Genomic DNA, 26371 nt, shown 5'->3' with positions numbered 1-26371 from the left:
TACCTGCGCTTCCGGTGCGTACTTTGAGTACGCTCCGCTCCGGTTCTCGGTATCAGCCATTTTCGACTCGGCCTGACCTGAATCTCGACATACCCAAGCGTGAGCGCGGTCGCGGGGACCTACCCGCCAAACCTTGGGGCCAGCTTCTCGATGCGGGCGATCATGGCCTGAAAATCATCGAGGATTCGCTGGTGCAGTTTCACCGCCACTTCGGGATATTCCTCCAGGATGCGGCGAAACATCTTGCGGCTCAACCTTATCACTTCCGAATCGGTCTCGGCCGAGGCGCTGGTCAGCCGTCTTGAGTCGGCGATCAGCGCCAGTTCGCTGAGGATCGTGCCGGGGCCGGCGGTGCCGATCGGGATGCGGTCGCCATCCTGCTCCCGGTAGAGCACGATGCGGCCACTGACCACGATATAGGCTGAGTCGGCTTCGTCATCCTCGCGGTACAGCTTGCGGTCGGCCTGCAGATGGGTGGCTTCGGCGCCGAAGGCGAGCAGGCGCAGCTGTTCCTGCGTGAAACCCTCAAAGAGCTTCACGGCGGACAGGATGCGGATGTCGTCATCCAGCGCCATCTCTAGCTGCGTCCCCGAACGGTCAGTCCAATCCCTCCCTTAGAGCGCCGCGCGTCCAATTGGACGCGCAAAGGACGCTCTAACACTTCAATCTGCGCAGCGGGCCGATCCAGGCTCCCCCAGCCGGATCCTCCCCGAAACAGTCCCGCCCCGACCGCTTATTGAACAATGAAAAGTTTAAGGAACCAGCTTGTAGCCGCCGCTTTCTGTCACAAGAATTTCAGCATTGGAAGGATCGCGCTCGATCTTCTGGCGCAGCCGGTAGACGTGAGTTTCCAGCGTGTGCGTGGTGACGCCGGAATTGTAGCCCCACACTTCCTCGAGCAGGACGTCGCGCGTCACCACCTTCTGGTCGGCTCGATAGAGATATTTGATGATCGAGGCTTCCTTCTCGGTCAGCCGCACCTTGCCGCCGCGCTGGTCGATCAGAAGCTTCTGGCTGGGCTTGAACGTGTAGGGCCCGACCGAAAAGGTGGCGTCCTCGCTCTGCTCGTGCTGGCGCAGTTGTGCGCGTATGCGGGCGAGCAGCACGGCGAAGCGGAACGGCTTTGTGACATAGTCGTTGGCGCCGGCCTCGAGGCCCAGAATTGTGTCGGAATCGGTATCGTGGCCGGTCAGCATGATGATCGGCGCCTTGTAGCCGCCCTTGCGCAGGATCTTCACCGCCTCGCGGCCATCCATGTCGGGCAGCCCGACATCCATGATGAGCAGGTCGATGAGCCCGCCGCGCGCCGCGGCGACGCCTTTGGCGGCGGTCGCTTCCTGCAAGACGTCGAATTCTTCGTAAAGGGCCAGTTGCTCGACGAGGGTTCCGCGCAGGTCGTCATCGTCGTCAACGATCAGAATGGTACGTGATGTCATGGATCAATCCATTGTTTTGAAAAGAATTTTCAGTTGACCGCCCCCCATTTATGCGGAAGCTGACCGGCGCAACAGTCCGATCACAGTGATTTGTTCCGTGACACGATCATACAAGAAAAAACGCGATCGCAATGCAGCCGGCGCAATTTTGCCGAAAGGGCTGCGTGTGCTGGTGGTTCGGGCGAGGCCGGGCAACCCCAGCCAGGGGATATTGCAGGCCGGCAGCAAGGTGTTTGCCTGTGCGCTCGGACGCGGCGGCATCTCGGCCAATAAGCGCGAAGGCGACGGTGCGACGCCGCTTGGCGAGATGCGGATTTTGTCAGGATATTTTCGGGGCGATCATTTCGCGGCCGGCCGCAAAACCCGGCTGGCGATGGCGCCGATCGGCGCCGATCTCGGCTGGTGCGAGGTGCCGGACGACCGCAACTACAACCGGCCGGTGAAAATCCCCTATGGCGCCAGCCATGAGCGAATGCGGCGCGACGACCGCCTCTATGACGCCTGCCTTGTGCTCGACTGGAACATGGCGCCGCGCCGGCGCGGCCGCGGCAGCGCCATCTTCTTTCATCTGACCCGCCCAGGCTTCACACCGACGCAAGGCTGCGTGGCGGTGACAGCGCGGACAATGGCGCGGCTGTTGCCGCTGGTGTCGGACCGGACGGTGGTGAGGGTGGTGAGGTAGGGAGTAGGGAGTAGGGAGTAGGGAGTAGGGAGTAGGGAGTAGGGAGTAGGGAGTAGGGAGTAGGGAGTAGGGAGTAGGGAGTAGGGAGGAGGATGGTCTCGGCGTCGTTTCAATCCTTCACTACTCACTACTCCCTACTCACCATTGCCTAACGCCTTCTCGGCTTCTGCCACCCAGTGTCCAGCAATCCAAGCCGGCCGAGTTCCCGGTCCACGGCCCGCGTCACGTCCTTGCGCTGCGCGCCGACGTCGCGCAGTTGGCGATCCGAAAGGTCCTCCACGTCCTGGCGCGGCAGGTTGATGGCGACTTTCGCCTGGCGAAGCCAGTCCGTTACGGCATGCAACCAGTTCGAGCGAGCTGCTGGCGAGTTCAAAACGAAGATGGACATGATGCGCTCCGTGTCCGCCGGATATCAAATCCGGCTTGATGGTGTTTCGATGGGTGCATCATCCCGCATTGAAATCCATGAGAGAAACGAGTAGTTCTTTTCGGATCGTCAAATTTTATTTGAGGATAAGGTGATGTCCCGTCTGTTGCCCGGAACGCGCGCGCTGAGGACTCTGGAAGCCGCCGCCCGCCACCTCAATTTCACCCGCGCTGCCGACGAGCTCGGGCTGACGCCGGCGGCGGTCAGCCACCAGATCAAGGAAATCGAGGATCAGCTCGGGCTGGTGCTGTTCACGCGAACCAGTCGTACCATCCGGTTGACCGAGGCAGGTACGGTGCTGTTCGAGGCCTCGATCGATGCGCTCGACCTGCTCAACCGGGCGGTGTCGCGGGCGCGCAAGCTGACGCGCGGCACGGCATTGCTGAAGGTGACGCTCGACGCGCAGTTCGCGTCAAAATGGCTGATGCGGCGCGTCGACGATTTTCGCAAACTTCAGCCCAGTATCGAACTGAGGTTCGACATCGGCTACGAAGTGCGCGATTTCGAACTCGACGACGTCGATGTCGGCATCCGGTTCGGGGTCGGCAAGTATCCGGGGCTTCGCGCCCATCGCCTGTTCGACAACATCCTCATTCCGGTGTGCAGCCCGAGCCTGCTGACCTCCGGCCCGCCGCTGCGCGAACCGCGCGACCTCTTCAACCACACGCTTGCCCATATCGAATGGTCGCGCCAAGGCGTGACATGGCCGAACTGGCGCATGTGGATGGCGGCGGCCGGCATCAACGATTTCGACGACAGTCGGACTATCGTGTTTGGAACCTCTACCGATGCCGTGCAGGCGGCGCTCGACGGCAATGCCGTGGCGCTCGCCGAGTTCGCCATGGTGGCAAACGACCTTTCCCAGGGAAGGCTGGTGCAGCCCTTTGAACTCGGTCTGCGCGTGGGGCCGGAGTTCGGCTACTTCCTGGTCTATCCCGAGAGCACTGCCAACGATCCGCGCATCATCGCTTTCCGCGAATGGATCCTCGACGAAGTCGCCAGGACGCAGACCTGACGACTTCTGCAGGCCTCAGCCGGCGACCGGCGCCCCGAACCAGCCGATCACCGCGCCGATGATCAACAGCACGCCGAGCCAGTGGCCGCCGTCGATCAGGGTCAGGTCCCAGCCGAAATTCTCATAGCGATGGTTGGCCGTCAGCGTCGTGGCGACGAAACCCAGCCAGAGGACGAAGCCGAAGACCAGCCCTGCGACAAGGACCGGCTCGCCGCCGGTCATCGCGCCGACGACCAAGGCTAAGACCAGCGCCATGATCAGCTCGGCGATGAAGGAGATGATGAAGGGCGATATCGATTTCTTTGACGTTGACGGATCGATCCTGGCCGCCCTCATCCAAGGCTTGCTGAGGGCCGTGTACCAGACGGCGCCAAACAGCCACGCCGCGACGGCCGCGACAATCACCGCCAGCCAGTTCACCACTGAAAAATCCATAAAGTCCTCCCCTCAAGCAAGCCGCCCAAAGCCTGACGGTTCTGGGATAACGACATGCGTATTCTTCAAATCAATGCGCGATGGAACGCCTGTTCGGCAATGCCGTCAAGCGAAGCGCCACACCGTGGTGCGCTTGACCAGGGCGTCCTCCAGCGCCCGCGTCACCGCCACTTCGTAGACTGCGAGCGGCTCCAGTCCCGCCTTCGGCATGTAGGAGCGGCCCGGATCGCCGACGAGGATGTCAGCGCCGCGCGCCTTCAGTGTCGAAAACCACGGCATCAGCGTGTCGGCGAAGGATTTTTCGTAGAAGACGTCGCCCGCCAGTACCACGTCCCAGCCGGCGTCGGTGCCGATGCAGTCCGTGCCGCAAAAGTCGATGGCAACGCCATTGGCCTCTGCGTTGAGGCGGATCGCCGTTTCGCAGAACGGGTCGATGTCGGCGGCGATCACGTGCGCCGCACCCGCCTTGGCGGCGGCGACGGCGACAAGGCCGGAGCCGGAGGCGAAGTCGAGCACGCGTTTGCCCCGCACATCCGACGAATTGTCCAGCACGTAACGGGCAAGGCCCTGACCGCCGGCCCAGGCAAAGGCCCAGAACGGCGGCGGCAGGCCGATTTCGATCAGCTCGTTCTCCGTGCGCTGCCAGAGGTCATGCGCTTCGTCGGCAAGATTGAGGACAATCTCCGGCACATGCGGCGGCGACATAAGCGCCGTGTTGTCGAGAATGAACTTTTTCGCGCTGTTCGGCGTGAGGGCCGTCACGGAGCCGGCGTCAGGCCGCCCATGCGGCAGACTTCCTTCCATTCGGCCGGCGTCACCGGCTGTACGGAAAGCCGTCCAAGCCGCACCAGAGCCATCTCGGCGAGTTTCGGATTGGCCTTGACCTGTTCCAGCGTCGGCGGGTTCGGCACATCCTTGAAGGCTCGGATGTCGACGCATTCCCAGCGCGGATCGTCGGTGCTGGTATCCTGATGGGCAAGCGCGCAGACCTCGGCAATGCCGACGACGTTCAGCCCCTCATTGGAGTGATAGAAGAAGCCGAGATCGCCGATCTGCATCGCCTTCATGTTGTTGCGCGCTGCATAGTTGCGCACGCCGTCCCACTGCGTGCCGGCCTTGCCCTTGGCCTTCAGCGCCTCGAAGGAGAAGACCGAAGGTTCGGATTTGAACAGCCAGTAGTTCATGTCTTTGCTCCAACTACTATTTTTGCGCAATTCCGGACGGAAAACCGTTACACACTTTTCCTGGGATCGCTCTAGGCGCCGCCGGAACTAACTAGCCGCCGGCTTGTTGAAGGTCCAGTTCCACTGGCGGATTTCGACACTTTCGAACAGCCCGGCCTTGGCGTAGGGGTCGGCAGCCGACAGCGCCTGCGCACCGGCGAGGTCGGGCGCTTCCACGACGACGAGGCTGCCATTGGGCTTGCCCTCGGCGTCGAGGAACGGGCCGGCAAAGGCCAGTTTGTTGTCGGCGTTCAGGCGTTCGAGAAAGGCGACGTGGACCGGCCGCGTATCGACCCGCACCTGCAGGCTGCCCGGCTTGTCCTTGCAAATCAACGCAAACAGCATGTTAAACTCCGGTTTGTAGGGGATCAGAGGTCGGTTTCGGTTTTCAGGGGTCGCGTCATCAGCGCGGACACAGCCTGCCGAATGGTGATCGTGCCGTCCAGTATCGCCGACACCGCTGCGATGATCGGCGCGTCGATGTCGCGCTCGGTGGCGATGCGAGCGGCGATCGCCGCCGTCGGCACGCCTTCGGCGAGCGGCAGTCCGGACAAGGGCTTACCTTGCCCCACCGCCAGCCCATAGGCGAAATTGCGCGACTGGGCGGAAGAGCAGGTCAGCAAAAGGTCGCCGAGGCCGGAAAGCCCCATCAGCGTCTCCGGCTTGGCGCCGAAGGACGCGCCGATGCGGCGCAGTTCGACGAAGCCGCGTGTCACCATGGCGGCCTGCGCGCTGGCGCCGAGCCCAGCGCCGGTGACGGCGCCAGCGGCAATGGCGAACACATTCTTCAAAGCACCGCCGATCTCGACGCCGATCAAATCGTCGCTGGAATAGCAGCGCAGATTCTGCGCCGAAAAGCGCGAGGCAAGCTCGGCCGCCAAGGCGTCGTCGCGTGCAGCAACCACGACAGCGGTCGGCAGACCCCTGGCGACGTCGGCGGCAAAGCTGGGACCGGACAGGGCCGAAACCGGAGTTTCGGGCAGAATCTCATCAACGATCGCCGACAGCAGCGCGCCGGTGTCGCGCTCAATGCCTTTGGCGCAGAGAACCAGCGGGATGCCTTTCGGCATATGGGGCTTTGCCGTCGTCAGCATGGCGCGTAGCGCCTGCGCCGGCGCCACGGCCAGCGCGCAATCGGCATCGGTCAGGGCCGTGCCGATATCGCTCGTCGCCGCAATGCCTGTTTCAATGGCGATGCCGGGGAGATAACGCGGGTTCTCGCCGCGGCGGATCGCGGAAACCGTCTCTTCGTCGCGGGCGTAGAGCCGGACATCGTGACCGGCGCGCAGCATCGCCAGCGCTAGCGCCGTGCCCCAGGCGCCGCCGCCGAGCACGGCGACGCGCCAGCCGGTTCTGTCCCTGCCGCTTGTGTTGCCGGCGCTCATGCTTTTGCTCCGCGCCGGCCGGAGCCGACCATCGGGGCCGAAATGCTGTCCAGCGGCCAGCGCGAACGCGGCACGAAATCGAAGCCGTTCTCTTGCGACAGGCCTGCCCGCAACCGCTCGATGCCGGCCCAGGCGATCATCGCCGCGTTGTCGGTGCACAGTTTGAGCGGCGGCGCGACAAAGGCGAAGCCGGCCCCGGCGCACTGCTTCTGCAGCGTCGCCTTGATCGCTCTGTTGGCGGCGACGCCACCGGCAACGACCAGCGCCGGCTCGGCCTTGTCCGGAAATTCGTCGCGGAAGCGGGCCAGCGCGCGGGCCACGCGGTCGCCAAGTGCGTCGGCTACCGCCGCCTGGAACGAGGCGCAGATGTCGGCGACATCCTGCTCGCTTAGCGGCTGGATGGCGGTCGCCGCCTGGCGCACGGCGGTCTTGAGGCCGGAGAAGGAGAAATCGGGCTGCGCCGAGCCCCTCATCGGCCGCGGAAAGGCAAAGCGCGTCGCATCGCCCGACATTGCCGCCTTTTCGACGTTCGGGCCGCCGGGATAGGGCAGGCCGAGCATTTTGGCCGTCTTGTCGAAAGCTTCGCCGAGCGCGTCGTCGATGGTCGTCGCCCAGCGCTGGTAGTCGCCGACGCCGCGCACGGCGACGATCTGGGTGTGGCCGCCGGAAACCAGCAGCAGCAAATAGGGAAAGTCGAGCCCGTCGGTCAGCCTTGCGGTCAGTGCGTGGCCTTCGAGATGGTTGATGGCGATCAGCGGCTTGCCGGCGGCCGCTGCAATCGCCTTGGCCGTCATCAGGCCGACGATCAGCCCGCCGACCAGGCCGGGGCCCGCAGTGGCGGCAATGGCGTCGATGTCGGCCAGGGCTACGCCCGAATCCGCAAGAGCGGCCTCGACAATGCCGTCCAGCGCCTCGACATGGGCGCGCGCGGCGATCTCCGGCACGACGCCGCCGAAGGCGGCGTGCTCCTCGATCTGGCTGAGCACGATGTTGGACGCAATCACCGGCACGGAATTGCCGTCCAGCGTCACCACGCTGGCGGCGGTCTCGTCGCAACTCGTCTCAATGCCCAGAACGCGGATCAATTCGTCGCTGTCTCCAGAGATTGTGTCGCCGGACTTTCCTAGTTAGTAGAGGCGGGCCTCGCTAGGGAGAGCGCCGGAAACGCAAAGCCAGCCGGGGGTTATCACGGACCGCGCGCCATGCAAACTTTGAAAATAGGAACACGCGGCAGCCCGCTGGCGCTCGCCCAGGCGCATGAGACGCAGGCGCGGCTGATGGAAGCGCATGGCATGCCGGCGGAAGCCTTCGAGGTCGTCGTCATTTCGACCAGCGGCGACCGCATCCAGGACCGGCCGCTGTCGGAAGCCGGCGGCAAGGGGCTGTTCACCAAGGAAATCGAAGAGGCGCTGCTGGCCGGCACGATCGATATCGCCGTGCATTCCTCCAAGGACATGCCGACAGTGCTGCCGGTCGGGCTGGAGCTGTCCGCCTTCCTGCCGCGCGAGGATGCGCGGGACGCCTTCATCGGCAAGGCGGTGGAGCGCATTGTTGATTTGCCGCAAGGCGCCAAGGTCGGGTCGTCTTCGCTCAGGCGCCAGGCGCTGATCCGGCGCATGCGGCCGGACCTAGACGTGGTCATGTTCCGCGGCAATGTGCAGACCAGGCTGCGCAAGCTGGAGGAAGGCGTCGCCGAAGGCACGATCCTCGCTTATGCCGGGCTGAAGCGGCTCGGGCTCGGCCATGTCGTCACCGATCTGATGCCGCTCGATGCTTTTCCGCCGGCGCCGGGACAAGGCGCAATCGGCATCGAAACCCGCATCGGCGACAGCGAGGTCGAAAAGATGCTGGTGGCCATCCATGATGTGCCGACAGGCCAGGCGCTGGCCTGTGAGCGCGCCTTCCTGGCGGCGCTCGATGGCTCCTGCCGCACGCCGATCGCCGGCTATGCGATGATATCGGGCGGCAGGCTGGTTTTCGCCGGCCTGATCATTTCGCCCGATGGCACGCAATCGCATGAGGTCAAGGCCGAAGGCTTGGCGCTGGATGCCGCTGACATCGGCACGGACGCGGCCAGGATGGTGCGGGTCAAAGCGGGCGAAACCTTCTTCGACGGCTGGGTCTGATATGCGTGTCCTGGTGACGCGGCCGCAACCTGGGGCGTCGCGAACCATGCGGCGGCTGCAGGAATTGGGATTTGAGCCGCTCCTTCTGCCGCTGACCGAAACGGTGACACTGCGGGTTGGCGCCGATGCTGCGAGCGACAATGCCGTGGCCGTCGCTGTGACCAGCGCAAATGCGGTGCGGCATGCGCCGAAAGAACTCATTCGTGCGCTCGCCGCCTTGCCTTGCCATGCCGTCGGACGCAGGACGGCTGAAGCGGCACGTTCGACAGGGTTCTTGTCGGTCAGCGAAGGGGCGGGCGACGCCGAGCGGCTGGCCGAGGCGATTGCTGCCGGCCTTTCCGGCAAGGCGGTCGTCTATCTCACAGGGCGCGTGCGGTTTCCGGCATTCGAGGCGCGGCTGCGAAAGGCCGGCGTCGAGGTCCGCACCGTCGAAACCTACGACACGATTTCGCTCGATTATTCCGATGCTGAAATCCGTACACGCCTGTCCGATCAGGCGGTCGACGCGGTGCTGCTCTATTCAGCCAAGGCGGCGGCAACGTTGCAGGCCTTGGCCAGCCGGGCGGGACTGCGCGATCTCTTTGAAAACATGCAGGCTTTTGCGCTCTCCGAGCGCGTGGCAGCGGCGTTTGACAATGCCGCCGGCAAAAAAATACGCATTGCGCGGGAACCGCAGGAGGAGGCGCTGCTTGAGCTGTTGCACCGCGGCGACTGAGCGCCGTGTCATCACGCCGCCCCTTTTCACCTGATGATGATGTGCTAGACCATTTTTCAAACCATCACGCGCCGTCGGGCGCCCAGACGAAGCAGGATTGCGGAGCCCAGGCATGGTCAAGACGCCGAAGATGCGACATTCGAAAAGCCACCGCGAGCCGGTGACCATCGAACTCGAACCCGGCGCTGTCTCGCGCATTGCCGATGCGGATGCCGCCAAGACGGATGTCGCCAACTCGGACGACGCCGGGGCCCCGGCAGGGTCGGTTGCGGCCGAGGATGCCGCTGCCATGGCCAATGCGCAGCCGGAGACGCCTGACGAGCCCGTTCATGCCGATCAGGCCGATCTCGAGCCGTGGGAGCACTCCGATGCCGCGGCGCAGGCCGCTCCCGAAAGCGCCGATGCGAAGGCGTCCACCCAGGCGGAGCAGCCTTACCCCACCGCTTCGGATGCGCCACCGCGCGCCAGAACCTCCGACTACAGTTTCGAGGATGCCTCGCCCAAGCCGGGTGCACCCAAGGAAACCCCAAGGACAGCCGGGAACCAGCCCATGGCCGCGCAACCGAAGCGCACGAACGGCATTGCCGCCGGCATCATCGGCGGTGTCATCGCGCTGGCTGCCGCCGGGGGGCTGCAGTTTGCCGGCGTGCTTGGCGCTCCGGGCTCAGGGGCGGGCACGGTCTCGCTCGACGGCGTCAATGGCGAGATCGCTTCGCTGAAGCGCGAAATCGCCGACCTCAGGGAAGCCAGCGGCAATGGCGCCGCAACGGCCAAGGTCGACGGGCTGTCTTCGGCGCTGGATCAGGTCAAGGCCGATGTCGCATCGCTGAAATCGGCGGTCGAAAGGGGCGGCGCCGGCGACAATGCCGGGCTTGCCTCGCTTGGCGACAAGGTCAAGCAGATCGAGACCGCGGTCGCCGCCCTTGGCCAGGCCGGTGGTGCAGCGCCCGTCGATCTCGCGCCGCTCAATGAAAGACTGGCGGGCCTCGACGCACTGGTGAAATCGGCCGGTGAGGCAGCCAAGACGCAGGAAGGCAAGATCGCCGCGCTGGAGCAGTCGGTGACGCAGCTCGCCGGCAAGGTCGATGCGCAGGCCTCGCAGCCAAAGATCGCGATGGCCATCGCCGCTTCGGCCTTGAAGGCGGCGCTTGACCGCGGCGCGCCGTTCGCCGCCGAGTTGGAGACCTTCGCAGCGATCTCGCCCGATGCACCGCAGATTGCGGCGCTGCGCCCCTACGCTGAAAAGGGCGTCCCGACCCGCACCGAGATTGCCGGCGAGGCCGACGCCGCGGCCAATGCGATGGTCGCGGCGGCGACGCCGGTCGATGAAAATGCCGGCTTCTTCCAGAACCTTTTGTCGAGCGCCGAATCGCTGGTCAAGGTTCGGCCGATCGGCGCCGTCGAAGGCGCCGGCGCGCCGGAAACCGTGGCGCGCATCGAAGTGGCGGTCAATCAGGGCGACTACGCCAAGGCGCTCAGCGAATACGCAACGCTGCCGGATGCGGTCAAGGCCGCCGGCGCCGACTTTGCCGGCAAACTGAAGGCGCGCATCGACGTCGAGACGCAGGTCGACGCGCTGATTGCAGGTGCGATGAAGGCATGAGGACGACACGATGATCCGCATTCTCATCTTTCTCGGCGCCGTCTTCGCCCTCGGTCTTGGCTTTGCCTGGCTGGCCGATCGTCCCGGCGAGATGGTCGTCACCTTCAACGGTTACCAATACCAGGTCAGCCTGATGGTGGCTGCGGTGGCGATCGTTGCCGTCGTCGCAGCGGTGATGATCGTCTGGTGGCTGATCAAGTCGCTGTGGAACAGCCCATACACGATCTCGCGCTATTTCCGCGTGCGCCGCCGCGACCGCGGCTACCAGGCGCTGTCGACCGGCATGATCGCAGCCGGCGCCGGCGACGGCGCGCTAGCCCGCAAGAAGACCAAGGAAGCCGCCAAGCTGATCCGCTCCGACCAGGAGCCGCTGATCCAGTTGCTCGAAGCGCAAGCCTCGCTGCTCGAAGGCGACCACGAGGGCGCGCGCGAAAAATTCGAGGCCATGCTCGACGACCCCGAAATGCGGCTGCTTGGCCTGCGCGGGCTCTATCTCGAAGCCGAACGGCTCGGCGACCGCAACGCCGCGCGTCACTATGCCGGCCGCGCCGCTTCCGTCGCGCCGCAACTGGCTTGGGCCGCCGAATCGACGCTGGAGGATCTGACCGGGCGCGGCGACTGGGACGGCGCGCTGAAGCTGGTGGAGGCGCAGAAGTCGACCAGGCAGATCGAACGCGACGCCGCCAATCGCCGCCGCGCTGTGCTGTTGACCGCCAAGGCGCAGGCGCTGACCGACAGCGACCCCAATGCAGCCAAGGCAGCCGCTCTCGAGGCCAACAAGCTCGCGCCCGATTTCGCGCCGGCCGCGGTTGCAGCCGCCAATCTTCTGTTCAAACAGAACGATGTGCGCAAAGGCTCGAAGATCCTTGAGGCAGCCTGGAAGGCTGAGCCGCATCCCGAGATCGCCGAGCTCTACACCCATGCAAGGCCGGGAGATGCCGTGGTCGATCGTCTCAACCGGGCGAAGAAGCTGCAGGAGCTGAAGCGCAACAATGCCGAATCGTCGATGACGGTGGCGCGCGCCGCGCTCGATGCGCAGGATTTTTCCACCGCCCGCGGCGAGGCGGAAGCGGCGATCCGCATGGATCGCCGGGAAGGCGCTTACCTGCTGCTGGCCGATATCGAGGAGGCAGAGACCGGCGACCAGGGCAAGATCAGGCAATTGCTGTCCAAGGCGGTCAGGGCGCCGCGCGATCCGGCCTGGGTCGCCGACGGCGTCGTCTCCGAACGCTGGGCGCCGGTATCGCCGGTCAGCGGCAAGCTCGATGCTTTCGCCTGGCGCGCGCCGATGGAGCGGCTGGGCCAGCTCATCGACAGCCATGAAGACGAAGCCGATGTGCCGGTGCTTGCGGCACCTGCCAAACCGGCAAAGGAAGCCGAAGTGATCGATCATCCGGCCATCGCCAGGACGAGCAGCGAGGCGCCGATCGAGCCGAAGCCCGCTGTGGGCGATGACCAGGTCACGCCGGTCACCGCCGCCGCTTTCGCCGCAATACCCAACGACGCCGAACCCGTCGAACCTGCCGAGGAACTGGCGCGGCTGCCCGACGACCCCGGCGTCGACCCCGATGACGAAGCGGAGAAGTCACCGCGCCGCTTCCGCCTGTTTTGATCCCTGAAGCATGATCCCAAAAAGTGGATACCGGTTTTTGGAAAAGATCATGCTCCAATAATGTGAAGTGAGCACCATGTTCGAACGCGTCCTGGCCTTTCTGAAAGACCTGCCCTCCGGGGCTGGGGCTCGCGCCAATGCGGACGATCCGCGCGTTGCGGCGTCGGCTTTGCTCTATCATGTGATGAATGCCGACGGCGTGCGCCAGGATGTCGAGTGGGAGCGGTTCAAGCAGGTGCTGGCGCAGAGCTATTCGATCAGCGGCGACGAGCTCGATGCACTGGCTGCCGCCGGCGAGCGCGCCGACAATGAGGCGATCGACCTCTATGCCTTCACCAGCGTCTTGAAGCGCCATCTCGACGCCGAGGCGCGCAAGGCTTTCATCGGCCTGATGTGGGAAATCGTCTATGCCGACGGCGAACTGCATGAACTGGAGGACAACACCGTCTGGCGCGTTGCCGAACTGATCGGCGTCGAGCGCCAGGATCGCGTCGAGGCGCGCCGCAAGGCGGCGGCCGCCGCGCCCGACGCCAGGGGAACGTCGAGCGACGAATAGGATTCCGCCTTTCCATGCCGCCCAGACCGAGCTCGAAACCAAAAGTCCTGATCGTGCTGCATCAGGAGACTTCGAGCCCCGGCCGGGTTGGCCACATGCTGCTCGAGGAAGGTTTCGACCTCGACATCCGCCGGCCGCCTCTCGGCGACAGCCTGCCGGAGACGCTGGAGGGACACGCCGGCGCCGTGGTGTTCGGCGGGCCGATGAGCGCCAATGACGAAGATGAGTTCGTCCGCCGCGAGACCAACTGGCTCAATGTTCCGCTAAAGGAGAACCGGCCCTTCCTCGGCATCTGCCTTGGCGCGCAGATGCTGGCCAATCATCTCGGCGGCAAGGTCGAGGGGCATGGCGAGGGGCTGGTCGAGATCGGCTGGTATCCGCTGAAGCCGACCGAAGCCGGCAAGAAGCTGCTGCCTTGGCCCGACATGGTCTACCAGTTTCACCGCGAAGGCTTTTCGCTGCCCAGGGATGCGACGCTGCTGGCGACGGCGGAAACCTACCCCAACCAGGCTTTTCGCTATGGCGACAATGCCTGGGGCATCCAGTTCCATGGCGAACTGACCCGGTTGATGATGCAGCGCTGGGTGGTGCGCGGCGCGCACCGTTTCGAATTGCCCGGCGCGCAGCCCGGCCGCGACCATCTCGGCGGCCGGCTGATCTGGGATATGCACCTCAAGCGCTGGCTGAGCGAATTTTTGAGCCTGATCTTCGGCAAGCCTACTGAGGGATAGAGCAAAATCCAACTACTCTGAACGGCCGAGCTTGCCCAAAGACGACTTACCTCTGGGAGGCGTGTACGATGGATCCGGGACCTTAGCCCGTTCCCGCAGATTTGGATTGCGCCCCAAACACTCCGATGGATCGAAAAGCTCCGTGGCGCATTTAAGCTTCGGCTAATAACGGCCCCAGGAGAGAACCAATGAAGAAGACGCTGCTCATTTTGAGCCTACTCATTCCGCTCGCGGCATGCTCCCGCACCGAACAAGGCGCTGCCGTCGGTGGTTTGGGTGGCGCAGCTGTAGGCGCAGCAGTGGCCGGCGACCCGGTAAAAGGGGCGGTTGTTGGCGGGGCGGTCGGAGCGCTGGCCGGGGCGGTCATCGGGCACGCCAGCGAAGCCGGCCAGTGCAGATATCGCGGTCGGAACGGTCGAGTTTACGTTGCTCAGTGCCCGGACGGCTACTGATCTCAAAGACGCGTGATCTCTTTCGATCACGCGTCTTTTCGGGGTAGGATAACTGAATGGCATATAACAGCAAAAGACTGCGGGCTTTCTGGTTCGCCGTTGTCAGCGCTGTCGCGATAAACGCCGAACTTTCGACCGCGGCCTTGGCCGCACCTGTAGAAGCGAAGACGATTGCCGATCACTTCTCATCGGTAAAGTCCATGTCCGGGGACTTTGTCCAGTCGGGCCCAAGAGCGGAAAGGACCAAAGGGAAATTTTTCCTCCAGCGGCCGGGCAAGATCCGGTTCAACTATGCAGGCCAATCAGGGGTCAGCGTAATTGCAGATGGAAAATCCTTGGTGGTCTATAACAAGAAGCTCAAGACATCGCGGCTTTATGCTCTCTCGAAGACGCCGCTCAAGCTGCTCCTCGACAATCAGGTCAACTTTTCCGGCAATCGCCTCAAAAGTATCAAGGACGATGGCGCCCAGGTGATCATCAGGCTGGCCGACAAGTCGGCCTTCGGCAATTCGAATATCACTATGGTGTTTGACAGGGAATCGCTCGATCTACGCAGATGGACCCTGACTGACGAGAGGGGCCTTACCTCGACAGTCACCATATCCAACGTGAAGCAGGGCGTTCGCGCTCCTGCGGGCACCTTCACTATCGACTATGCCGCAAACCGTGAATTCAACACCAAAACGAAATAGTCGGCAGCGCCACGAACTGCCCGTGTAACACTACTCGGCGGCCGTCTCCGACGGCACCTCTGCCGGTGCCGAAGGCTCGGCCTCGGCATGCGGCTTGCGCCGTGAAAACAGCGACCTTAGCGTGACGTAGAACACCGGCGTCAGGAACAGGCCGACGAAGGTGACGCCGAGCATGCCGGAGAACACCGCGGTGCCGAGCGACTGGCGCATTTCCGCGCCCGGGCCTGTCGCGATCATCAGCGGCACGACGCCGAGGATGAACGAGAAGGCGGTCATCAGGATCGGCCGCAGCCTGAGCCGGCAGGCTTCGACGGCAGCCTCGGCGGCCGACAGGCCGCGTTCCTGCGCCTGCCGCGCGAATTCGACGATGAGGATCGCGTTCTTGGCGGCAAGTCCGATCAGCACGATTAGGCCGATCTGCACGAGGATGTTGTTGTCCAGCCCTCGGAACGACACGCCGAGCAACGCCGCGAGCACGCCGAGCGGCACCACCAGCACGATGGCGAACGGCAGCACCCAGCTTTCATATTGCGCCGCCAGCGCCAGGAACACGAACAGCACCGACAGTCCGAAGATATAGACAGCGGCATTGCCGGTGTTACGCTCCTGATAGGCGAGTTCGGTCCATTCGTAGGAGGTACCGGCCGGCAACGTCTGTGCCGTGATCGCTTCCATCTTGGCAAGCGCATCGCCGGTGGAAACGCCGGGCGCGGCGTTGCCCTGCAGCGGCACCGAGACGTACATGTTGTAGCGCTGGACCAGCGCCGGGCCGGTGACGTCGCGGATCTCGATCAACGTGCCCAGCGGAACCAGCGCGCCGGTCGCCGAGCGCACCTTCAGTTTCAAGATGTCGGCGCGATCGAGGCGGAACGCCTGGTCGGCCTGCGCGCGCACCTGGTAGACGCGCCCGAAAGCGTTGAAGTCGTTGACGTAGGCGGTACCCAGATTGATCGATAGCGTCTCGAAGATGTTGGGGATCGGCACGTTCAGGATGCGCGCCTTGTCGCGATCGATCGCCAGGAAGAATTGCGGACTGGACGCGGAGAAGGTGGTGAACACGCCGGTCAGCCCCGCCGTCTTGTTGGCCTTGCCGGCAATTTCATAGGCAAGCGCTAGGATCTGCCGCATGTCGGCGCTGTTGCGCTCCTGGATCTGCAGCTTGAAGCCGCCGGCATTGCCGACGCCGCGGATCGGCGGCGGCGGCAGTGCGATAATGAAGGCTTCCTTGATGCTTTGCAGGCTGCCGAACAAATTGCCGATGACCTGGGTCGCGGACTGGCCGGCTTCCAGTCGCTCGTCAAACGGCTTGAACCTGGCGAAGATCACGCCCGCGTTGCTGGCATTGGTAAAGGTGGCACCGGAGAAGCCGGCGAAGGCGACCGCGTAGTCGACGCCCGGCGTTTTCTGGATGATCTGCGACGCCTGCTGGATGACGGCATCGGTCCGCGATAGCGAGGCGCCGTCCGGCAACTGGACGACGACGATCGCATAGCCCTGGTCGAGCGACGGAATGAAACCGCGCGGCACCGTCTGGACCATATAGACCGTGGCGTAGATGAGGGCCGCGAAAACGGCCAGCGTGGCGGCGATCGCTATCCGCGAGCCGACCAGCACGCGCACGATGCTCGAATACCAATGGGCGACCTTGTCGAAGCCGCGATTGAAGCCGTCGGCGAGCGCCCGTCCGAACCGCGCCAGGAAAAAGCGCGGCGGCGCCGCAGCAGTGTGGTGCGGCTTGAACAGCAGCGCGGCCAAGGCCGGCGAGAGCGTCAGCGAATTGAATGCCGAGATCGCCGTCGACACCGCGATGGTGATCGCAAACTGCAGGTAGAACTGCCCGGAAATGCCGGGAATGAAGGCTGTCGGCACGAACACCGCTATCAGCACCAGCGAGATCGCGATGACCGCCGTTCCGACTTCGTCCATGGTCAGATGCGACGCCGGATTGGGCGCCAGCCCGCTGGCGATATTGCGCTCGACGTTCTCGACCACGACGATCGCATCGTCGACGACGATGCCGATGGCCAGCACGAGGCCGAACAGCGTCAGCATGTTGAGGGAGAAGCCGGCGGCGTAAAGCACCGCCAGCGTGCCGATCAGCGACACGGGGATCGCCACGATCGGCACGATCGCCATCCGCCACGATTGCAGGAAGACGATGATGACGATGATGACCAGCACCATCGCCTCGAGGATCGTCTTGTAGACCTCCTGGATCGACTCGGCGACGAACTCGGTCGGATTGTAGACGATGTCGTAGCTCAACCCCTTCGGGAAGTCCTGGGAAAGCTCCTTCATCTTGTCCTGGATCTCCGCGGCTGCGGCGAGCGCATTGGTGCCTGGCCGCTGGAAGATGGCGAGCGCCACCGCCGGTTTGCCGTTGAGATAGGAGTTGGTGACGTAATCCTTGGCGCCGAGCTCGATGCGCGCCACGTCCTGCAGCTGGATCAGGCGGCCGTCTTCGGCCGATTTGACGATCACGTATCGGAAGTCGCGTGCGTCGTTGAAGCGGCCTTGCGTGGTGACCGTGTACTGGAACGCCGTGCCGGTATTGGTCGGCGGCGCGCCGATCGAGCCGCCCGACACCTGGACGTTCTGGTCGCGCAGCGCCTGCACCACATCGCCCGAGGTCATCCCCAAGGCGGACAGTTTTTCCGGATCGAGCCAGATGCGCAGCGAATATTCGCGTTCGCCAAAGATGATGAGGTCGCCAACGCCGTCCAACCTGAGCAATATGTCGCGCACCCGCGAGCGGGCGTAGTTCGAGACGTAGAGCTGGTCGTAGGTATTGTCGGGCGACAGCATGTGCACGACCATCATCAGGTCGGGCGAGCTCTTGATGGTGGTGATGCCGAGGCGGCGGACTTCTTCGGGCAGGCGCGGCTCGGCGACCGAGACGCGGTTCTGCACCAGCACCTGCGCCTGGTCGAGATCGGTGCCCAGCTTGAAGGTGATGGTCAGCGCCATCGCCCCGTCGCCGGACGAATAGGACGACATGTAAAGCATGCCCTCGACGCCGTTGATCTCCTGCTCGATCGGCGTTGCCACCGTCGCTGCCACTGTCTCGGCGTCGGCGCCCGGGTACTGGGCGCGAACGACGATGGTCGGCGGCGCGATCTCGGGATATTGCGCGATCGGCAGCTGGGTATAAGCAATCCCGCCGAGGATCAGCAGGACGATCGAAACCACCGATGCGAAGATCGGACGGTCGACGAAGAAATGGGCGAACCTCATTGCTGCAACCCGGCGGTCTCGACCTTGGGCGGCAACGTCACCATCTCGACTTTCACCTTGGTGCCGGGCCTGGCGTGCATCAGCCCATTGACGATGATCGTCTCGTCGCCGGTCAGGCCCGCGCGGATCACCCGGTAGCCGTCGAGAAGCGGGCCGGTGCGCACGGGCTTCGCCGACACCATCCCAGCCTCATCCACCAGGTACACGATGCGGCGATCCTGATCGGCGCCGACCGCCTCGTCGGGCACCAGGACGCCGCTATGCGGCAGCGACCCCGGCACGTTGATGCGCCCGAACATGCCTGGCTGGAGAACGCCGTCGGCGTTGGCAAACCTTGCACGCACCCGCATGGTGCCGGTCGCGTTGTCGATCCGGTTCTCGGCAAAATCGAGCTTGCCCTTGAATACCGCCTCCGCGCGGTCGGCGACGCGAACCACCACCTCGAGCCCGCCGGCGCCTTCCTGCATGCTGCCGCCGCGCTCCTTCGCGTCGCGGGCGTAGCTGAAATACAGGCGCTCATCGACGTCGAAATAGAAGTCGATCGGATCGCGCGTGACGATGGTCGTCAGCAAGGTGGAATCCGGCTGCACGAGGTTGCCGACCGACACCAGCCGGCGGTCGATGCGGCCGGACAAGGGCGCCTTGATCTCGGTGAACTCCAGGTTCAGGTTGGCCGTCGTCAGCGCCGCCGTCGCGCCCTGCATCTGCGCCTGCGCCGAAAGGTATTCCCGCCGGCGGTCGTCGACCGTCGCGGCCGAGATATTGCCGGTCTTGGCGAGCGCATCGGCGCGATCCAGCTGCATCTTGGAGAATTCGAGCAGGGACTTGGCGACGTCCACTTGCGATTTGGCGGCATCGTAGGCCGCCTGGTACGGACGCTGGTCGATGGTGAAGAGCAGGTCGCCTTTGTTGACCAGTGCGCCGTCCTGGAAGCTGATCTTGTCCAGATAGCCGCTGACGCGCGAACGGATGGCGACCTCGTCGACGGCTTCGAAGCGCCCGACGAACTCGTCGTCTTCGACGATTTCACGCACCACCGGCTTGGCCGCCGTCACCACCGGCAGTTGCTGGTCCTGCGCAAACGCGTTGCTGCTGAAAGCCATGCCGAGCAGGAATGCCACTGGGACGGCGGAGCGGGCCAGCCAGCCGACCGATCGGCTGGGTCGCCCGCTTGCGTCGCGATGCGATTGCCGATTCCCTGAAGTGTCCATTTGCGTCCCCGCTAGCTGGACCCGGAGGTCGGGTGGTTCTCTTCTATATTTAAGGTTTCTCGTCGAGACCAGAGCACTGCAGTATTGTGCATGGCAACATAATCATTTTCCATATGGACTGAAATGTCCACCCTGTGGCTGCCCCGCCATCTGGCTAGTTCGCCCAGAACCGGCCCATCCGCTTCCGGCCCATCTCAGCCGTCATCGGCGCAGCTGATTTGGACCGAGCGCCGGATCCTGCGGCTTACTCGATCAGTTGCGGCTGTTGAGATGCCGCACCCTTCGCAGTTGCGGAAACAGCACCGCCCACAGTCCGGCGACGGCAATCGCACCGACGCCGCCGATCACCACCGCCGGCACGGTGCCGATCAGCGCCGCCATGGTGCCGGCGCGGAACTCGCCGACTTCGTTGGAGGCGCCGACGAAGACCTGGTTGACGGCGTTGACGCGGCCGCGCACCTCGTCGGGTGTCCACAGCTGGATCAGCGTCTCCCTGATATAGACGCTGAACATGTCGGTGGCGCCGAGGCCGGCAAGGGCCAGGATCGACAGCCAGGTGATGGTCGAGACGCCGAACAGCACGGTGAAGGCGCCGAACCCGGCGACGAAGCCGAGCATGATCTTGCCGGCACTTTCGCGCAGCGGATGCCCGGCAAGCCAGACCGCGACACAGATGGCGCCGATGCCGGGCGCCGAGCGCAGCAGGCCGAGGCCCCACGGGCCGAGTTCCAGAATATCGCGGGCATAGACCGGCAGCAGCGCCGAGGCACCGGACAGAAGCACGGCGAAGAGGTCGAGCGAGATGGCGCCCAGGACGACCTTCTCGCTCCAGATGTATCGGAAGCCGGCAAACAGCGTCTCCATCGTCGGCTTGTCGGTGGCGCTCTGCTGGGCCGGTTTCGGAATGGTGAAGATCAGCAGACCGGCCACCAGCATCAGCACGGAGGCAACGGCGTAAGCGGCTTCGGCCGAGACGCCATAGAGCAGGCCGCCGGCGACCGGGCCGACAATGGTCGCCGTTTGCCAGGCGGACGAGTTCCAGGCGATCGCATTGCCGAAATCTTCCGGCGGAACAAGGTTGGCGAACAGCGACGACGAGGCCGGCCCATAAAAAGCGCGCGCCAGGCCGAACATAGCCAGCACGATGAAGATCGGCAGCGGGCTGACGAGACCGCGCAGCGTGAAGTACAACAGGACAAGCGCACAACCTGCCTCGACTACCGTCGCCAGCGCCATGATCAGGCGGCGGCCGAAACGGTCGGCGACAACGCCGGTGACCAGCACCAGCAGCAGCGACGGCAGGAACTGGACGATGCCGACAATGCCGAGATCGAAGGGATCGCGCGTCAGATCATAGATCTGCCAGCCGACGGCGACGGACACGATCATGGTGGCGAAGGTGGTCAGGAAACGCGCCGCCCAATAGCTCAGGAAGGAGCGATGGCGGAAGGCGGCGTAACGCCGGTCAGGCGGTGTATGGGAATGGGATGTCATGGATACAGGCCCCGTTGCTTGCATTGGCCGGCGGGGCACTTCCCGGAAATGGGCGCTGTTCCGGCCAATGAAACTTATCAAAGTTCGGGGCGCGTATGCGTGAAAATCGGGCCTGGATCAAGCGGTTTTCCAGCCGCTCGCCCGATTGCACGCGGACGTTACTGCCTCAGCGCGGCGGTGATGGCGTCGAGGCCGCCCTGTAATTCCGCCTCTTTCGGCCAGCCGAAACCGACGCGGAAGAAGCGCTTGGGCATATCGAACCAGTGGCCGGGACCGACATAGGTGCCGTGGTTTTCCAAGAGATTGACGTAGAAACGGTCGAGGTCGAAGTCTGGACTGACATTGAGCCTGGGAAATCCGACGACGCCGCCTTGTGGCCGCACCCAGTCGACCAGCGGCTCGCGGTCGATCCAGTCTTGCACAATGTCGCGGCGTTTCGCCATCTCGGGCAGCAGCGCGCCCAAGAAAGCGTCGCGGCGCCCCAGCATGCCGCGCGCAATGCCTTCGTCGATGACGCTGCCGCAAATGCCGATCTGCTCCTTGGCGGCGAGGAAGCGCTCCTGCAGTTCGGCATCGCTGGTGATCAGCCAGCCAATGCGGATGCCGGGAATGCCGAAGGCTTTCGACAGCGACGAGACGCTGATCGCCTTGGGGCTGAGAGAAGCCGCCGCCGGCAGGCGCTGTCCATAGGAGAGGTCGCGATAGGTCTCGTCGACCAGCAGATGGCAGCCGCTCGCTTCGGCCAGCGCAATCAGCGCGTCGAGATCGGCCCGGCCCATCATCGTGCCGGTCGGGTTGTGCGGGCAGGTGACGCTGATCAGCTTGGTGTTCGGTTGCATGCTGGCGGCGACGCGGCCGAAATCGATGGCAAAGCCTGCGTCGAAATCGAGATCGACATAGGAGATGGCGCAGCCGATCGCCTTGGGGGTCTCGATGTTGGTGGCGTAGTTCGGCCGGACGACGACAAGGTGGTCGCGCTCCGACAGAAGCGAGGTCGAAATGATGAAGAGCGCGCCCGCCGCACCGGCGGTCACAAGAACATCGTCAGGCGAAATGCCGGAATCCTGCGCCGCGATCAGCGCCCGCAACTCCTTGTCGCCGCGATGCTCGCCGTAGAACAGCGTGAGATCCGGCAGCGACAGGCCGACGTCGGAGAGTTTCTGATCGGCGATCGAGCTTTCGGAGAGATTGAACCGAATGCGATCGTAGCCGTATTCCTCCGGCGCCTCTTTCTCGATCACCATTCTGGCGTAGTTCATCGCTGCTCCCCCAAAGCAATCTCTGTGGTGTATCCAAGCCACAAAAGCACGAAGCCTGCCAAGGCTCATTCGCTGGCAGGCTTCTGTTCCAGTCGTCCAAACGATTGGCTCAGCGCCGAGGCGCTGAGCCCACTCAGGCCGGGACTTTGGCCTTCCGACCCTTGGCTTTGGCTGGCGGCGCCATTGCGGCCTTGCGGCCGAGGCCGATCGACTTGGCCAGCTCGGAGCGCGACGCCGCGTAGTTGGGGGCAACCATCGGATAGTCGGCCGGCAGGCCCCATTTGGTACGATAGGCTTCCGGCGTCAGGTTGAAATGGACGCCGAGATGGCGCTTCAGCGATTTGAACTTTTTGCCGTCTTCGAGGCAGATGATGTAATCCGGCGTCACCGACCGCTTGGGATTGACGGCCGGGATCTGCGGCGCCGCCACTGGGGCCGGCGGCTGGCTGAGCCCGCCGATCGACGCCGCAACGCTGGCGATGAGATCGCTCAGGCCGGCAACGGGCAAGCGGTTCTTCTCGACGTAAGCGGACACGATATGGGCGGTAAGCTCGAGCAGGTCGATGTCCTTGTCAGAGTCGTTGCTGTCGTCGGCCAATTTATCTCTCCGTCGCTAGGGGGGTGGCGGAAACTCCCAGAGTGGTCCCAGCGGAGCCGGAAATCCGCTCTAGTCATTTGTCTTGCCGCATATGTGCGGTTGCGCCAGATGATTCCATCCGGTGCAACCGCTCTAATCGCCAAATCTGCGTAACGCAATGACTTCGTATCGCGCCACACGTCATTTTGAACAACTATACTGGATTCTAATACTATCAGACGATCAGCGCCTTGTCGCGCCATAGTCGAAAACCGCCCTCGAACGCGCGCGTATTGTCGCCGCGCCTGGATGTGGCGGGCAATTCATCCAGTCTGTCGACATTGCCGCCGCCGATGACGACATAATCCGGCTGCAGCGCCGCACGCAGCCGCCCGACGACGTCGAAAACGTATTTGCGCCATTTTTTCTTGCCGTATTTCTCCAGGCCGCGCTCGCCGACATAATCTTCGAAACTGCCGCCCTTGCGGTACGGCAGATGCGCCAGTTCCATCGGCTGGCCGACATTGTTGAGGATCATCGCCGCGCCCAGGCCGGTGCCGAGGCCGAGGAACAGCATGCGCCCGCCATCGTAGCTGCCGATCGCCTGCAGCAGCGCGTCGTTGACGACCTTGACCGGCTTGCCGAAGGCGGCGGCAAAATCGTAGCCGTCCCAGCCCTTGCCGAGATTGGCGGGATCGAGCGAAGGCCTGTTGTGCTTGACCGGGCCGGGATAGCCCATCGAGATCACGTCATAGGCCAGCCCTTCGGCCAGCGTCTTCACCGTGGCGACCATCTGCTGCGGTGTCAGGTCCGGTCCGGAATCGGCGCGGCGCATCTCGCCGCCTGCGCTGGTGAGGATTTTCACATGCGAGCCGCCGACATCGATCGTCAGCACGATCGGTTCAGCCTTGGCCTTCGCGGGCCTGGCTGCCTTGGCCATGTCGTTTCCTCCGCTCACTTGGCGCATTCCCGCGTTTCAGGGAAACGGGGGAATGCTCCAACTCTTTGTTTTACCCAATTTCGGACGGAAAGACCGCTCGCACTTTTCCTGGAATTGCTCAACTCGGATTGATCCAGCCGTTGGGCGGCCCGAAGCTGGCCATGGCGTCGGCAGGCCCCCAGGTCTTCGGCTCATACATATGCGGCGGCGTGGTGTCGCCCAGCACCGGGCCGACGATGCGCCAGGCAAGCTCGCTGGCATCCTGGCGGGTGAACAATTGGCCATTGCCGTTCATGGCATCGCCGATCAGCCGCTCATAGGGCGGCATGTCGCCCTTCGAATCGTCCAGCGCGGTGAGCTCGACCTGCTCGCCGACCATGTCGTCGCCGGGCGCCTTGCGCTGCGCGCCGATCGAGATCGCCACCTGCGGGTCGATGCGGAAGCGCACGTAATTGGCGTCGCTGGGCTTGATCGGATCGAAGACGTCGAGCGGCGGCCGCTTCAGCCGCACGATCACTTCGGTCACATGCACCGGCATGTTCTTGCCGGTGCGGATGAAGAAGGGCACGTCCTGCCAGCGCCAGGTGTCGACCATGAAGCGCACGGCGGCAAAGGTTTCGACCGGCGAGTTCGGCTTCACGCCGGGTTCAGCGAGATAGCCTGTGAACTGGCCGCGCACGACGTCGTCCTTGGTCAGCGTGCGGATGGCGCGCAGCACCTGCACCTTCTCGTCGATCAGATCGTCGGCCGAGCGGCCGACCGGCGGTTCCATGGCGAGCAGCAAAAGGATGTTGAGCAGATGGTTCTCGATCACATCGCGGATAGCGCCGACATCGTCATAGAATTTGCCACGGCCTTCGACGCCGAAGTCCTCGGCCATGGTGATCTGTACGCTTTCGACGAAGTTGCGGTTCCAGATCGGCTCGAGAAAGGAATTGGCAAAGCGGAAATAGAGCAGGTTCTGGATCGCCTCCTTGCCGAGATAGTGGTCGATGCGGAAGATCGACTGCTCTTCGAACACCAGATGCAGCACGCGGTTCAGCCAGCGCGCCGATTGGAGATCGTGGCCGAACGGCTTTTCCACCATCAGCCGCGCGCCATGCGCGGTACCGGATTGCTCCAGCCCCTGGACGACGGTCTCGAACATGGTCGGCGGCACCGCCATATAGTGCAGAGGCCGCTGCGCCGAGCCGAGCGCCGTCTTCAGCTTCTCGAAGGTCGCGCCGTCGCGGTAGTCGCCGCTGACATAGCGCAGCAGACTGGCGAATTTGGCGAAGATCTTTTCGTCGATCTTGCCGAGAGCGTTGACGATGCCGTCGCGGGCCCTCGCCTGCAATTGGTTGATGTCCCAGGCATCGAAGGCGACGCCGATCACCGGCTCGGTCAGCGTCCCCTTGGCTACCATCTGGTAGAGGGCCGGAAATATCTTCTTGTGGGCAAGGTCGCCGGTTGCTCCGAAGAGCACCAGCGTGTCGGACCGTTCCGGGCTCATCTTGCGAGTCTCCCCTGCGGCCTTCACTTGCCGGCCTTCGGCTTTTCGACATGGCCGCCAAAGGCATAGCGCATGGCCGACAGCAGCTTGTCGGCGAATTCGGATTCGCCCTGCGAGGAGAAGCGGTCGAACAAAGCCGAGGACAGAACCGGCGCCGGCACGCCGGTGTCGATCGCCGCCTTCAGCGTCCAGCGGCCTTCACCGGAATCGGAGACGCGGCCGCCGAACTGGGCCAATGCCGGGTCGCTCTTCAGAGCGCCGGCGGTGAGGTCGAGCAGCCAGGAGCCGATCACACTGCCATGGCGCCAGACCTCGGCCACCTGCGGCAGGTCGATGTCGAACTGATAGTATTGCGGGTTTTCCAAAGGGCTGGTCTCGGCGTCGGCAGTGCGCTGTCTTTTGCCGGCATTGGCCGATTTCAGGATGTTCATGCCTTCGGCGTAGGCGGCCATGACACCATATTCGATGCCGTTGTGGATCATCTTGACGAAATGGCCGGCGCCGCTCGGTCCGCAATGCAGGTAGCCAAAGGGTGCGGTCCCGCCCGCCTTGTCGGGCGTGGCGCCGGCATCGGCGCCGGGCGCCAGCGTGGCGAAGATCGGATCGAGGTGTTTGACCGCCGTATCGGGGCCGCCGATCATCAGGCAGTAGCCGCGCTCCAAGCCCCAAACGCCGCCGCTGGTGCCGACATCGACATAGTGCAGGCCCTTGGCCGCGAGTTCGGCCGCCTGGTCGACCGCGTCGTGATAATAGGAATTGCCGCCGTCGATGATGATGTCGCCGGGTTCCATCAGCGCCGCCACCTGGTCGGCGATCTTGCCGGTGATCGCCGCTGGCAGCATCAGCCAGGCGCTGCGCGGCTTGGAAAGCTTGCCGACGAACTCCTCCATCGATGCGGCGCCGATGGCGCCATCGGCAACCAGGCCGGCAACGCTTGCCGGGTTGATGTCGTAGACGACGCATTCATGGCCGTCGCGCATCAGGCGGCGCACCATGTTGGCGCCCATCCTGCCTAGTCCCATCATTCCGATCTGCATGGTCTTGTCCTAGTCGCTTGAGGAAAGAAAATTGCTG

27 protein-coding genes are annotated in these 26371 nt (G+C 64.0%); 10 read left to right on the top strand and 17 right to left on the bottom strand.

The window, feature by feature from the left end:
- Positions 1 to 119: 119 nt before the first annotated feature.
- Entirely contained in the window at positions 120 to 575 is a 456-nt protein-coding gene (locus AC3EML_RS02920) for a cyclic nucleotide-binding domain-containing protein (RefSeq protein ID WP_023730228.1), read from the bottom strand.
- 177 nt (positions 576 to 752) lie between these two features.
- Positions 753 to 1436 (bottom strand): response regulator transcription factor, encoded by a 684-nt coding sequence (locus tag AC3EML_RS02915; RefSeq protein ID WP_023670493.1) that lies wholly within the window; start codon positions 1434 to 1436, stop codon positions 753 to 755.
- A gap of 145 nt (positions 1437 to 1581) precedes the next feature.
- Here AC3EML_RS02915 and AC3EML_RS02910 point away from each other — a divergent pair, with 145 nt between their 5' ends.
- Positions 1582 to 2118, top strand: a complete 537-nt coding sequence (locus AC3EML_RS02910) for a L,D-transpeptidase family protein (protein WP_198037337.1) — start codon at positions 1582 to 1584, stop codon at positions 2116 to 2118.
- Positions 2119 to 2266: 148 nt separating this feature from the next.
- Here AC3EML_RS02910 and AC3EML_RS02905 read toward each other — a convergent pair whose 3' ends face one another.
- The gene (locus tag AC3EML_RS02905; RefSeq protein WP_023670491.1) at positions 2267 to 2506 is read right to left on the bottom strand and encodes a hypothetical protein; all 240 of its coding nucleotides are present in this window, start codon (positions 2504 to 2506) and stop codon (positions 2267 to 2269) included.
- A 133-nt stretch (positions 2507 to 2639) separates the two neighbouring features.
- Here AC3EML_RS02905 and gcvA point away from each other — a divergent pair, with 133 nt between their 5' ends.
- Positions 2640 to 3560 (top strand): transcriptional regulator GcvA, encoded by a 921-nt coding sequence (gene gcvA / locus AC3EML_RS02900; protein WP_023683901.1) that lies wholly within the window; start codon positions 2640 to 2642, stop codon positions 3558 to 3560.
- A gap of 15 nt (positions 3561 to 3575) precedes the next feature.
- Here gcvA and AC3EML_RS02895 read toward each other — a convergent pair whose 3' ends face one another.
- The 6 genes from AC3EML_RS02895 to tsaD all read right to left on the bottom strand — a co-directional run bounded on the left by AC3EML_RS02895 (position 3576) and on the right by tsaD (position 7685).
- On the bottom strand, positions 3576 to 3995 hold the full coding sequence (locus tag AC3EML_RS02895; protein ID WP_352520778.1) for a DUF1761 domain-containing protein: 420 nt from the start codon (positions 3993 to 3995) through the stop codon (positions 3576 to 3578).
- A gap of 105 nt (positions 3996 to 4100) precedes the next feature.
- Complete coding sequence (locus AC3EML_RS02890) at positions 4101 to 4799, bottom strand: class I SAM-dependent methyltransferase (RefSeq protein ID WP_196815008.1); 699 nt, start codon at positions 4797 to 4799, stop codon at positions 4101 to 4103.
- Complete coding sequence (locus AC3EML_RS02885) at positions 4754 to 5179, bottom strand: EVE domain-containing protein (protein ID WP_023826897.1); 426 nt, start codon at positions 5177 to 5179, stop codon at positions 4754 to 4756. The genes AC3EML_RS02890 and AC3EML_RS02885 overlap by 46 nt, the downstream gene beginning before the upstream one ends.
- An 87-nt stretch (positions 5180 to 5266) precedes the next feature.
- Positions 5267 to 5563, bottom strand: a complete 297-nt coding sequence (locus AC3EML_RS02880; RefSeq protein WP_023687732.1) for a YciI-like protein — start codon at positions 5561 to 5563, stop codon at positions 5267 to 5269.
- 23 nt (positions 5564 to 5586) lie between these two features.
- Positions 5587 to 6603 carry an NAD(P)H-dependent glycerol-3-phosphate dehydrogenase gene (locus AC3EML_RS02875; protein WP_352520779.1) on the bottom strand — a complete coding sequence of 339 codons (1017 nt, stop codon included), beginning with the start codon at positions 6601 to 6603 and terminating at the stop codon, positions 5587 to 5589.
- Positions 6600 to 7685, bottom strand: coding sequence for a tRNA (adenosine(37)-N6)-threonylcarbamoyltransferase complex transferase subunit TsaD (gene tsaD, locus AC3EML_RS02870; protein WP_488505390.1), 1086 nt, complete (start codon positions 7683 to 7685; stop codon positions 6600 to 6602). Before tsaD ends, AC3EML_RS02875 begins: the two co-directional genes overlap by 4 nt.
- A 120-nt stretch (positions 7686 to 7805) precedes the next feature.
- On the opposite strand from tsaD, the gene hemC reads away from it, so the two are divergent.
- The 8 genes from hemC (at position 7806) to AC3EML_RS02830 (ending at position 15090) form a co-directional block, all read left to right on the top strand.
- Positions 7806 to 8729: a hydroxymethylbilane synthase gene (gene hemC / locus AC3EML_RS02865; protein ID WP_023730223.1), complete on the top strand. Its 924-nt coding sequence runs from the start codon at positions 7806 to 7808 to the stop codon at positions 8727 to 8729.
- 1 nt (position 8730) lies between these two features.
- A complete protein-coding gene (locus AC3EML_RS02860; protein ID WP_352520780.1) occupies positions 8731 to 9444 on the top strand; it encodes a uroporphyrinogen-III synthase in 714 nt (237 codons plus the stop codon).
- A gap of 112 nt (positions 9445 to 9556) precedes the next feature.
- Positions 9557 to 11047 carry a COG4223 family protein gene (locus AC3EML_RS02855; RefSeq protein WP_023730221.1) on the top strand — a complete coding sequence of 497 codons (1491 nt, stop codon included), beginning with the start codon at positions 9557 to 9559 and terminating at the stop codon, positions 11045 to 11047.
- Positions 11048 to 11057: 10 nt separating this feature from the next.
- A complete protein-coding gene (locus AC3EML_RS02850) occupies positions 11058 to 12659 on the top strand; it encodes a heme biosynthesis protein HemY (protein WP_023806421.1) in 1602 nt (533 codons plus the stop codon).
- Positions 12660 to 12735: 76 nt separating this feature from the next.
- Positions 12736 to 13215, top strand: a complete 480-nt coding sequence (locus tag AC3EML_RS02845) for a tellurite resistance TerB family protein (protein WP_023730219.1) — start codon at positions 12736 to 12738, stop codon at positions 13213 to 13215.
- A 14-nt stretch (positions 13216 to 13229) separates the two neighbouring features.
- Positions 13230 to 13946, top strand: a complete 717-nt coding sequence (locus AC3EML_RS02840) for a glutamine amidotransferase (protein ID WP_023752685.1) — start codon at positions 13230 to 13232, stop codon at positions 13944 to 13946.
- A 188-nt stretch (positions 13947 to 14134) separates the two neighbouring features.
- Positions 14135 to 14398, top strand: coding sequence for a YMGG-like glycine zipper-containing protein (locus AC3EML_RS02835; RefSeq protein WP_023670477.1), 264 nt, complete (start codon positions 14135 to 14137; stop codon positions 14396 to 14398).
- 56 nt (positions 14399 to 14454) lie between these two features.
- On the top strand, positions 14455 to 15090 hold the full coding sequence (locus tag AC3EML_RS02830) for a LolA family protein (RefSeq protein ID WP_023687739.1): 636 nt from the start codon (positions 14455 to 14457) through the stop codon (positions 15088 to 15090).
- A 30-nt stretch (positions 15091 to 15120) separates the two neighbouring features.
- On the opposite strand, the gene AC3EML_RS02825 is transcribed toward AC3EML_RS02830, so the two are convergent.
- The 8 genes from AC3EML_RS02825 to gnd form a co-directional block, all read right to left on the bottom strand.
- Positions 15121 to 18324: an efflux RND transporter permease subunit gene (locus tag AC3EML_RS02825; protein ID WP_023694470.1), complete on the bottom strand. Its 3204-nt coding sequence runs from the start codon at positions 18322 to 18324 to the stop codon at positions 15121 to 15123.
- Positions 18321 to 19427: an efflux RND transporter periplasmic adaptor subunit gene (locus tag AC3EML_RS02820; protein WP_352520877.1), complete on the bottom strand. Its 1107-nt coding sequence runs from the start codon at positions 19425 to 19427 to the stop codon at positions 18321 to 18323. The genes AC3EML_RS02825 and AC3EML_RS02820 overlap by 4 nt, the downstream gene beginning before the upstream one ends.
- Positions 19428 to 19787: 360 nt before the next feature.
- Positions 19788 to 21029 (bottom strand): MFS transporter, encoded by a 1242-nt coding sequence (locus AC3EML_RS02815; RefSeq protein ID WP_352520781.1) that lies wholly within the window; start codon positions 21027 to 21029, stop codon positions 19788 to 19790.
- Between the two features lie 158 nt (positions 21030 to 21187).
- Complete coding sequence (locus AC3EML_RS02810; protein ID WP_023687742.1) at positions 21188 to 22288, bottom strand: pyridoxal phosphate-dependent aminotransferase; 1101 nt, start codon at positions 22286 to 22288, stop codon at positions 21188 to 21190.
- Between the two features lie 133 nt (positions 22289 to 22421).
- Complete coding sequence (locus tag AC3EML_RS02805; protein ID WP_352520782.1) at positions 22422 to 22886, bottom strand: Ros/MucR family transcriptional regulator; 465 nt, start codon at positions 22884 to 22886, stop codon at positions 22422 to 22424.
- 214 nt (positions 22887 to 23100) lie between these two features.
- On the bottom strand, positions 23101 to 23805 hold the full coding sequence (locus AC3EML_RS02800) for an ROK family protein (protein ID WP_023807698.1): 705 nt from the start codon (positions 23803 to 23805) through the stop codon (positions 23101 to 23103).
- 118 nt (positions 23806 to 23923) lie between these two features.
- Positions 23924 to 25297, bottom strand: coding sequence for a glucose-6-phosphate dehydrogenase (zwf, locus tag AC3EML_RS02795; RefSeq protein WP_023687745.1), 1374 nt, complete (start codon positions 25295 to 25297; stop codon positions 23924 to 23926).
- Positions 25298 to 25320: 23 nt separating this feature from the next.
- Positions 25321 to 26334: a phosphogluconate dehydrogenase (NAD(+)-dependent, decarboxylating) gene (gene gnd / locus AC3EML_RS02790; protein ID WP_023694463.1), complete on the bottom strand. Its 1014-nt coding sequence runs from the start codon at positions 26332 to 26334 to the stop codon at positions 25321 to 25323.
- Between the last annotated feature and the right edge of the window lie 37 nt (positions 26335 to 26371).

It is taken from the genome of Mesorhizobium sp. P170090 (genome assembly GCF_057786115.1).
This window is presented reverse-complemented; position numbering and strand designations above follow the sequence as displayed.

Bases quoted from the DNA above. Each gene is read 5' to 3' on its own strand.
- gcvA (WP_023683901.1), top strand. From the start codon at position 2,640: ATGTCCCGTCTGTTGCCCGGAACGCGCGCGCTGAGGACTCTGGAAGCC.
- AC3EML_RS02800 (WP_023807698.1), bottom strand. From the start codon at position 23,805: ATGGCCAAGGCAGCCAGGCCCGCGAAGGCCAAGGCTGAACCGATCGTG.
- AC3EML_RS02830 (WP_023687739.1), top strand. From the start codon at position 14,455: ATGGCATATAACAGCAAAAGACTGCGGGCTTTCTGGTTCGCCGTTGTC.
- AC3EML_RS02825 (WP_023694470.1), bottom strand. From the start codon at position 18,324: ATGAGGTTCGCCCATTTCTTCGTCGACCGTCCGATCTTCGCATCGGTG.
- AC3EML_RS02810 (WP_023687742.1), bottom strand. From the start codon at position 22,288: ATGAACTACGCCAGAATGGTGATCGAGAAAGAGGCGCCGGAGGAATAC.
- zwf (WP_023687745.1), bottom strand. From the start codon at position 25,297: ATGAGCCCGGAACGGTCCGACACGCTGGTGCTCTTCGGAGCAACCGGC.
- AC3EML_RS02875 (WP_352520779.1), bottom strand. From the start codon at position 6,603: ATGAGCGCCGGCAACACAAGCGGCAGGGACAGAACCGGCTGGCGCGTC.
- AC3EML_RS02835 (WP_023670477.1), top strand. From the start codon at position 14,135: ATGAAGAAGACGCTGCTCATTTTGAGCCTACTCATTCCGCTCGCGGCA.
- AC3EML_RS02890 (WP_196815008.1), bottom strand. From the start codon at position 4,799: ATGGAAGGAAGTCTGCCGCATGGGCGGCCTGACGCCGGCTCCGTGACG.
- AC3EML_RS02915 (WP_023670493.1), bottom strand. From the start codon at position 1,436: ATGACATCACGTACCATTCTGATCGTTGACGACGATGACGACCTGCGC.
- AC3EML_RS02880 (WP_023687732.1), bottom strand. From the start codon at position 5,563: ATGCTGTTTGCGTTGATTTGCAAGGACAAGCCGGGCAGCCTGCAGGTG.
- AC3EML_RS02815 (WP_352520781.1), bottom strand. From the start codon at position 21,029: ATGACATCCCATTCCCATACACCGCCTGACCGGCGTTACGCCGCCTTC.
- AC3EML_RS02840 (WP_023752685.1), top strand. From the start codon at position 13,230: ATGCCGCCCAGACCGAGCTCGAAACCAAAAGTCCTGATCGTGCTGCAT.
- AC3EML_RS02860 (WP_352520780.1), top strand. From the start codon at position 8,731: ATGCGTGTCCTGGTGACGCGGCCGCAACCTGGGGCGTCGCGAACCATG.
- hemC (WP_023730223.1), top strand. From the start codon at position 7,806: ATGCAAACTTTGAAAATAGGAACACGCGGCAGCCCGCTGGCGCTCGCC.
- AC3EML_RS02855 (WP_023730221.1), top strand. From the start codon at position 9,557: ATGGTCAAGACGCCGAAGATGCGACATTCGAAAAGCCACCGCGAGCCG.
- gnd (WP_023694463.1), bottom strand. From the start codon at position 26,334: ATGCAGATCGGAATGATGGGACTAGGCAGGATGGGCGCCAACATGGTG.
- AC3EML_RS02820 (WP_352520877.1), bottom strand. From the start codon at position 19,427: ATGGCTTTCAGCAGCAACGCGTTTGCGCAGGACCAGCAACTGCCGGTG.
- AC3EML_RS02920 (WP_023730228.1), bottom strand. From the start codon at position 575: ATGGCGCTGGATGACGACATCCGCATCCTGTCCGCCGTGAAGCTCTTT.
- AC3EML_RS02895 (WP_352520778.1), bottom strand. From the start codon at position 3,995: ATGGATTTTTCAGTGGTGAACTGGCTGGCGGTGATTGTCGCGGCCGTC.
- AC3EML_RS02850 (WP_023806421.1), top strand. From the start codon at position 11,058: ATGATCCGCATTCTCATCTTTCTCGGCGCCGTCTTCGCCCTCGGTCTT.
- AC3EML_RS02885 (WP_023826897.1), bottom strand. From the start codon at position 5,179: ATGAACTACTGGCTGTTCAAATCCGAACCTTCGGTCTTCTCCTTCGAG.
- AC3EML_RS02905 (WP_023670491.1), bottom strand. From the start codon at position 2,506: ATGTCCATCTTCGTTTTGAACTCGCCAGCAGCTCGCTCGAACTGGTTG.
- AC3EML_RS02845 (WP_023730219.1), top strand. From the start codon at position 12,736: ATGTTCGAACGCGTCCTGGCCTTTCTGAAAGACCTGCCCTCCGGGGCT.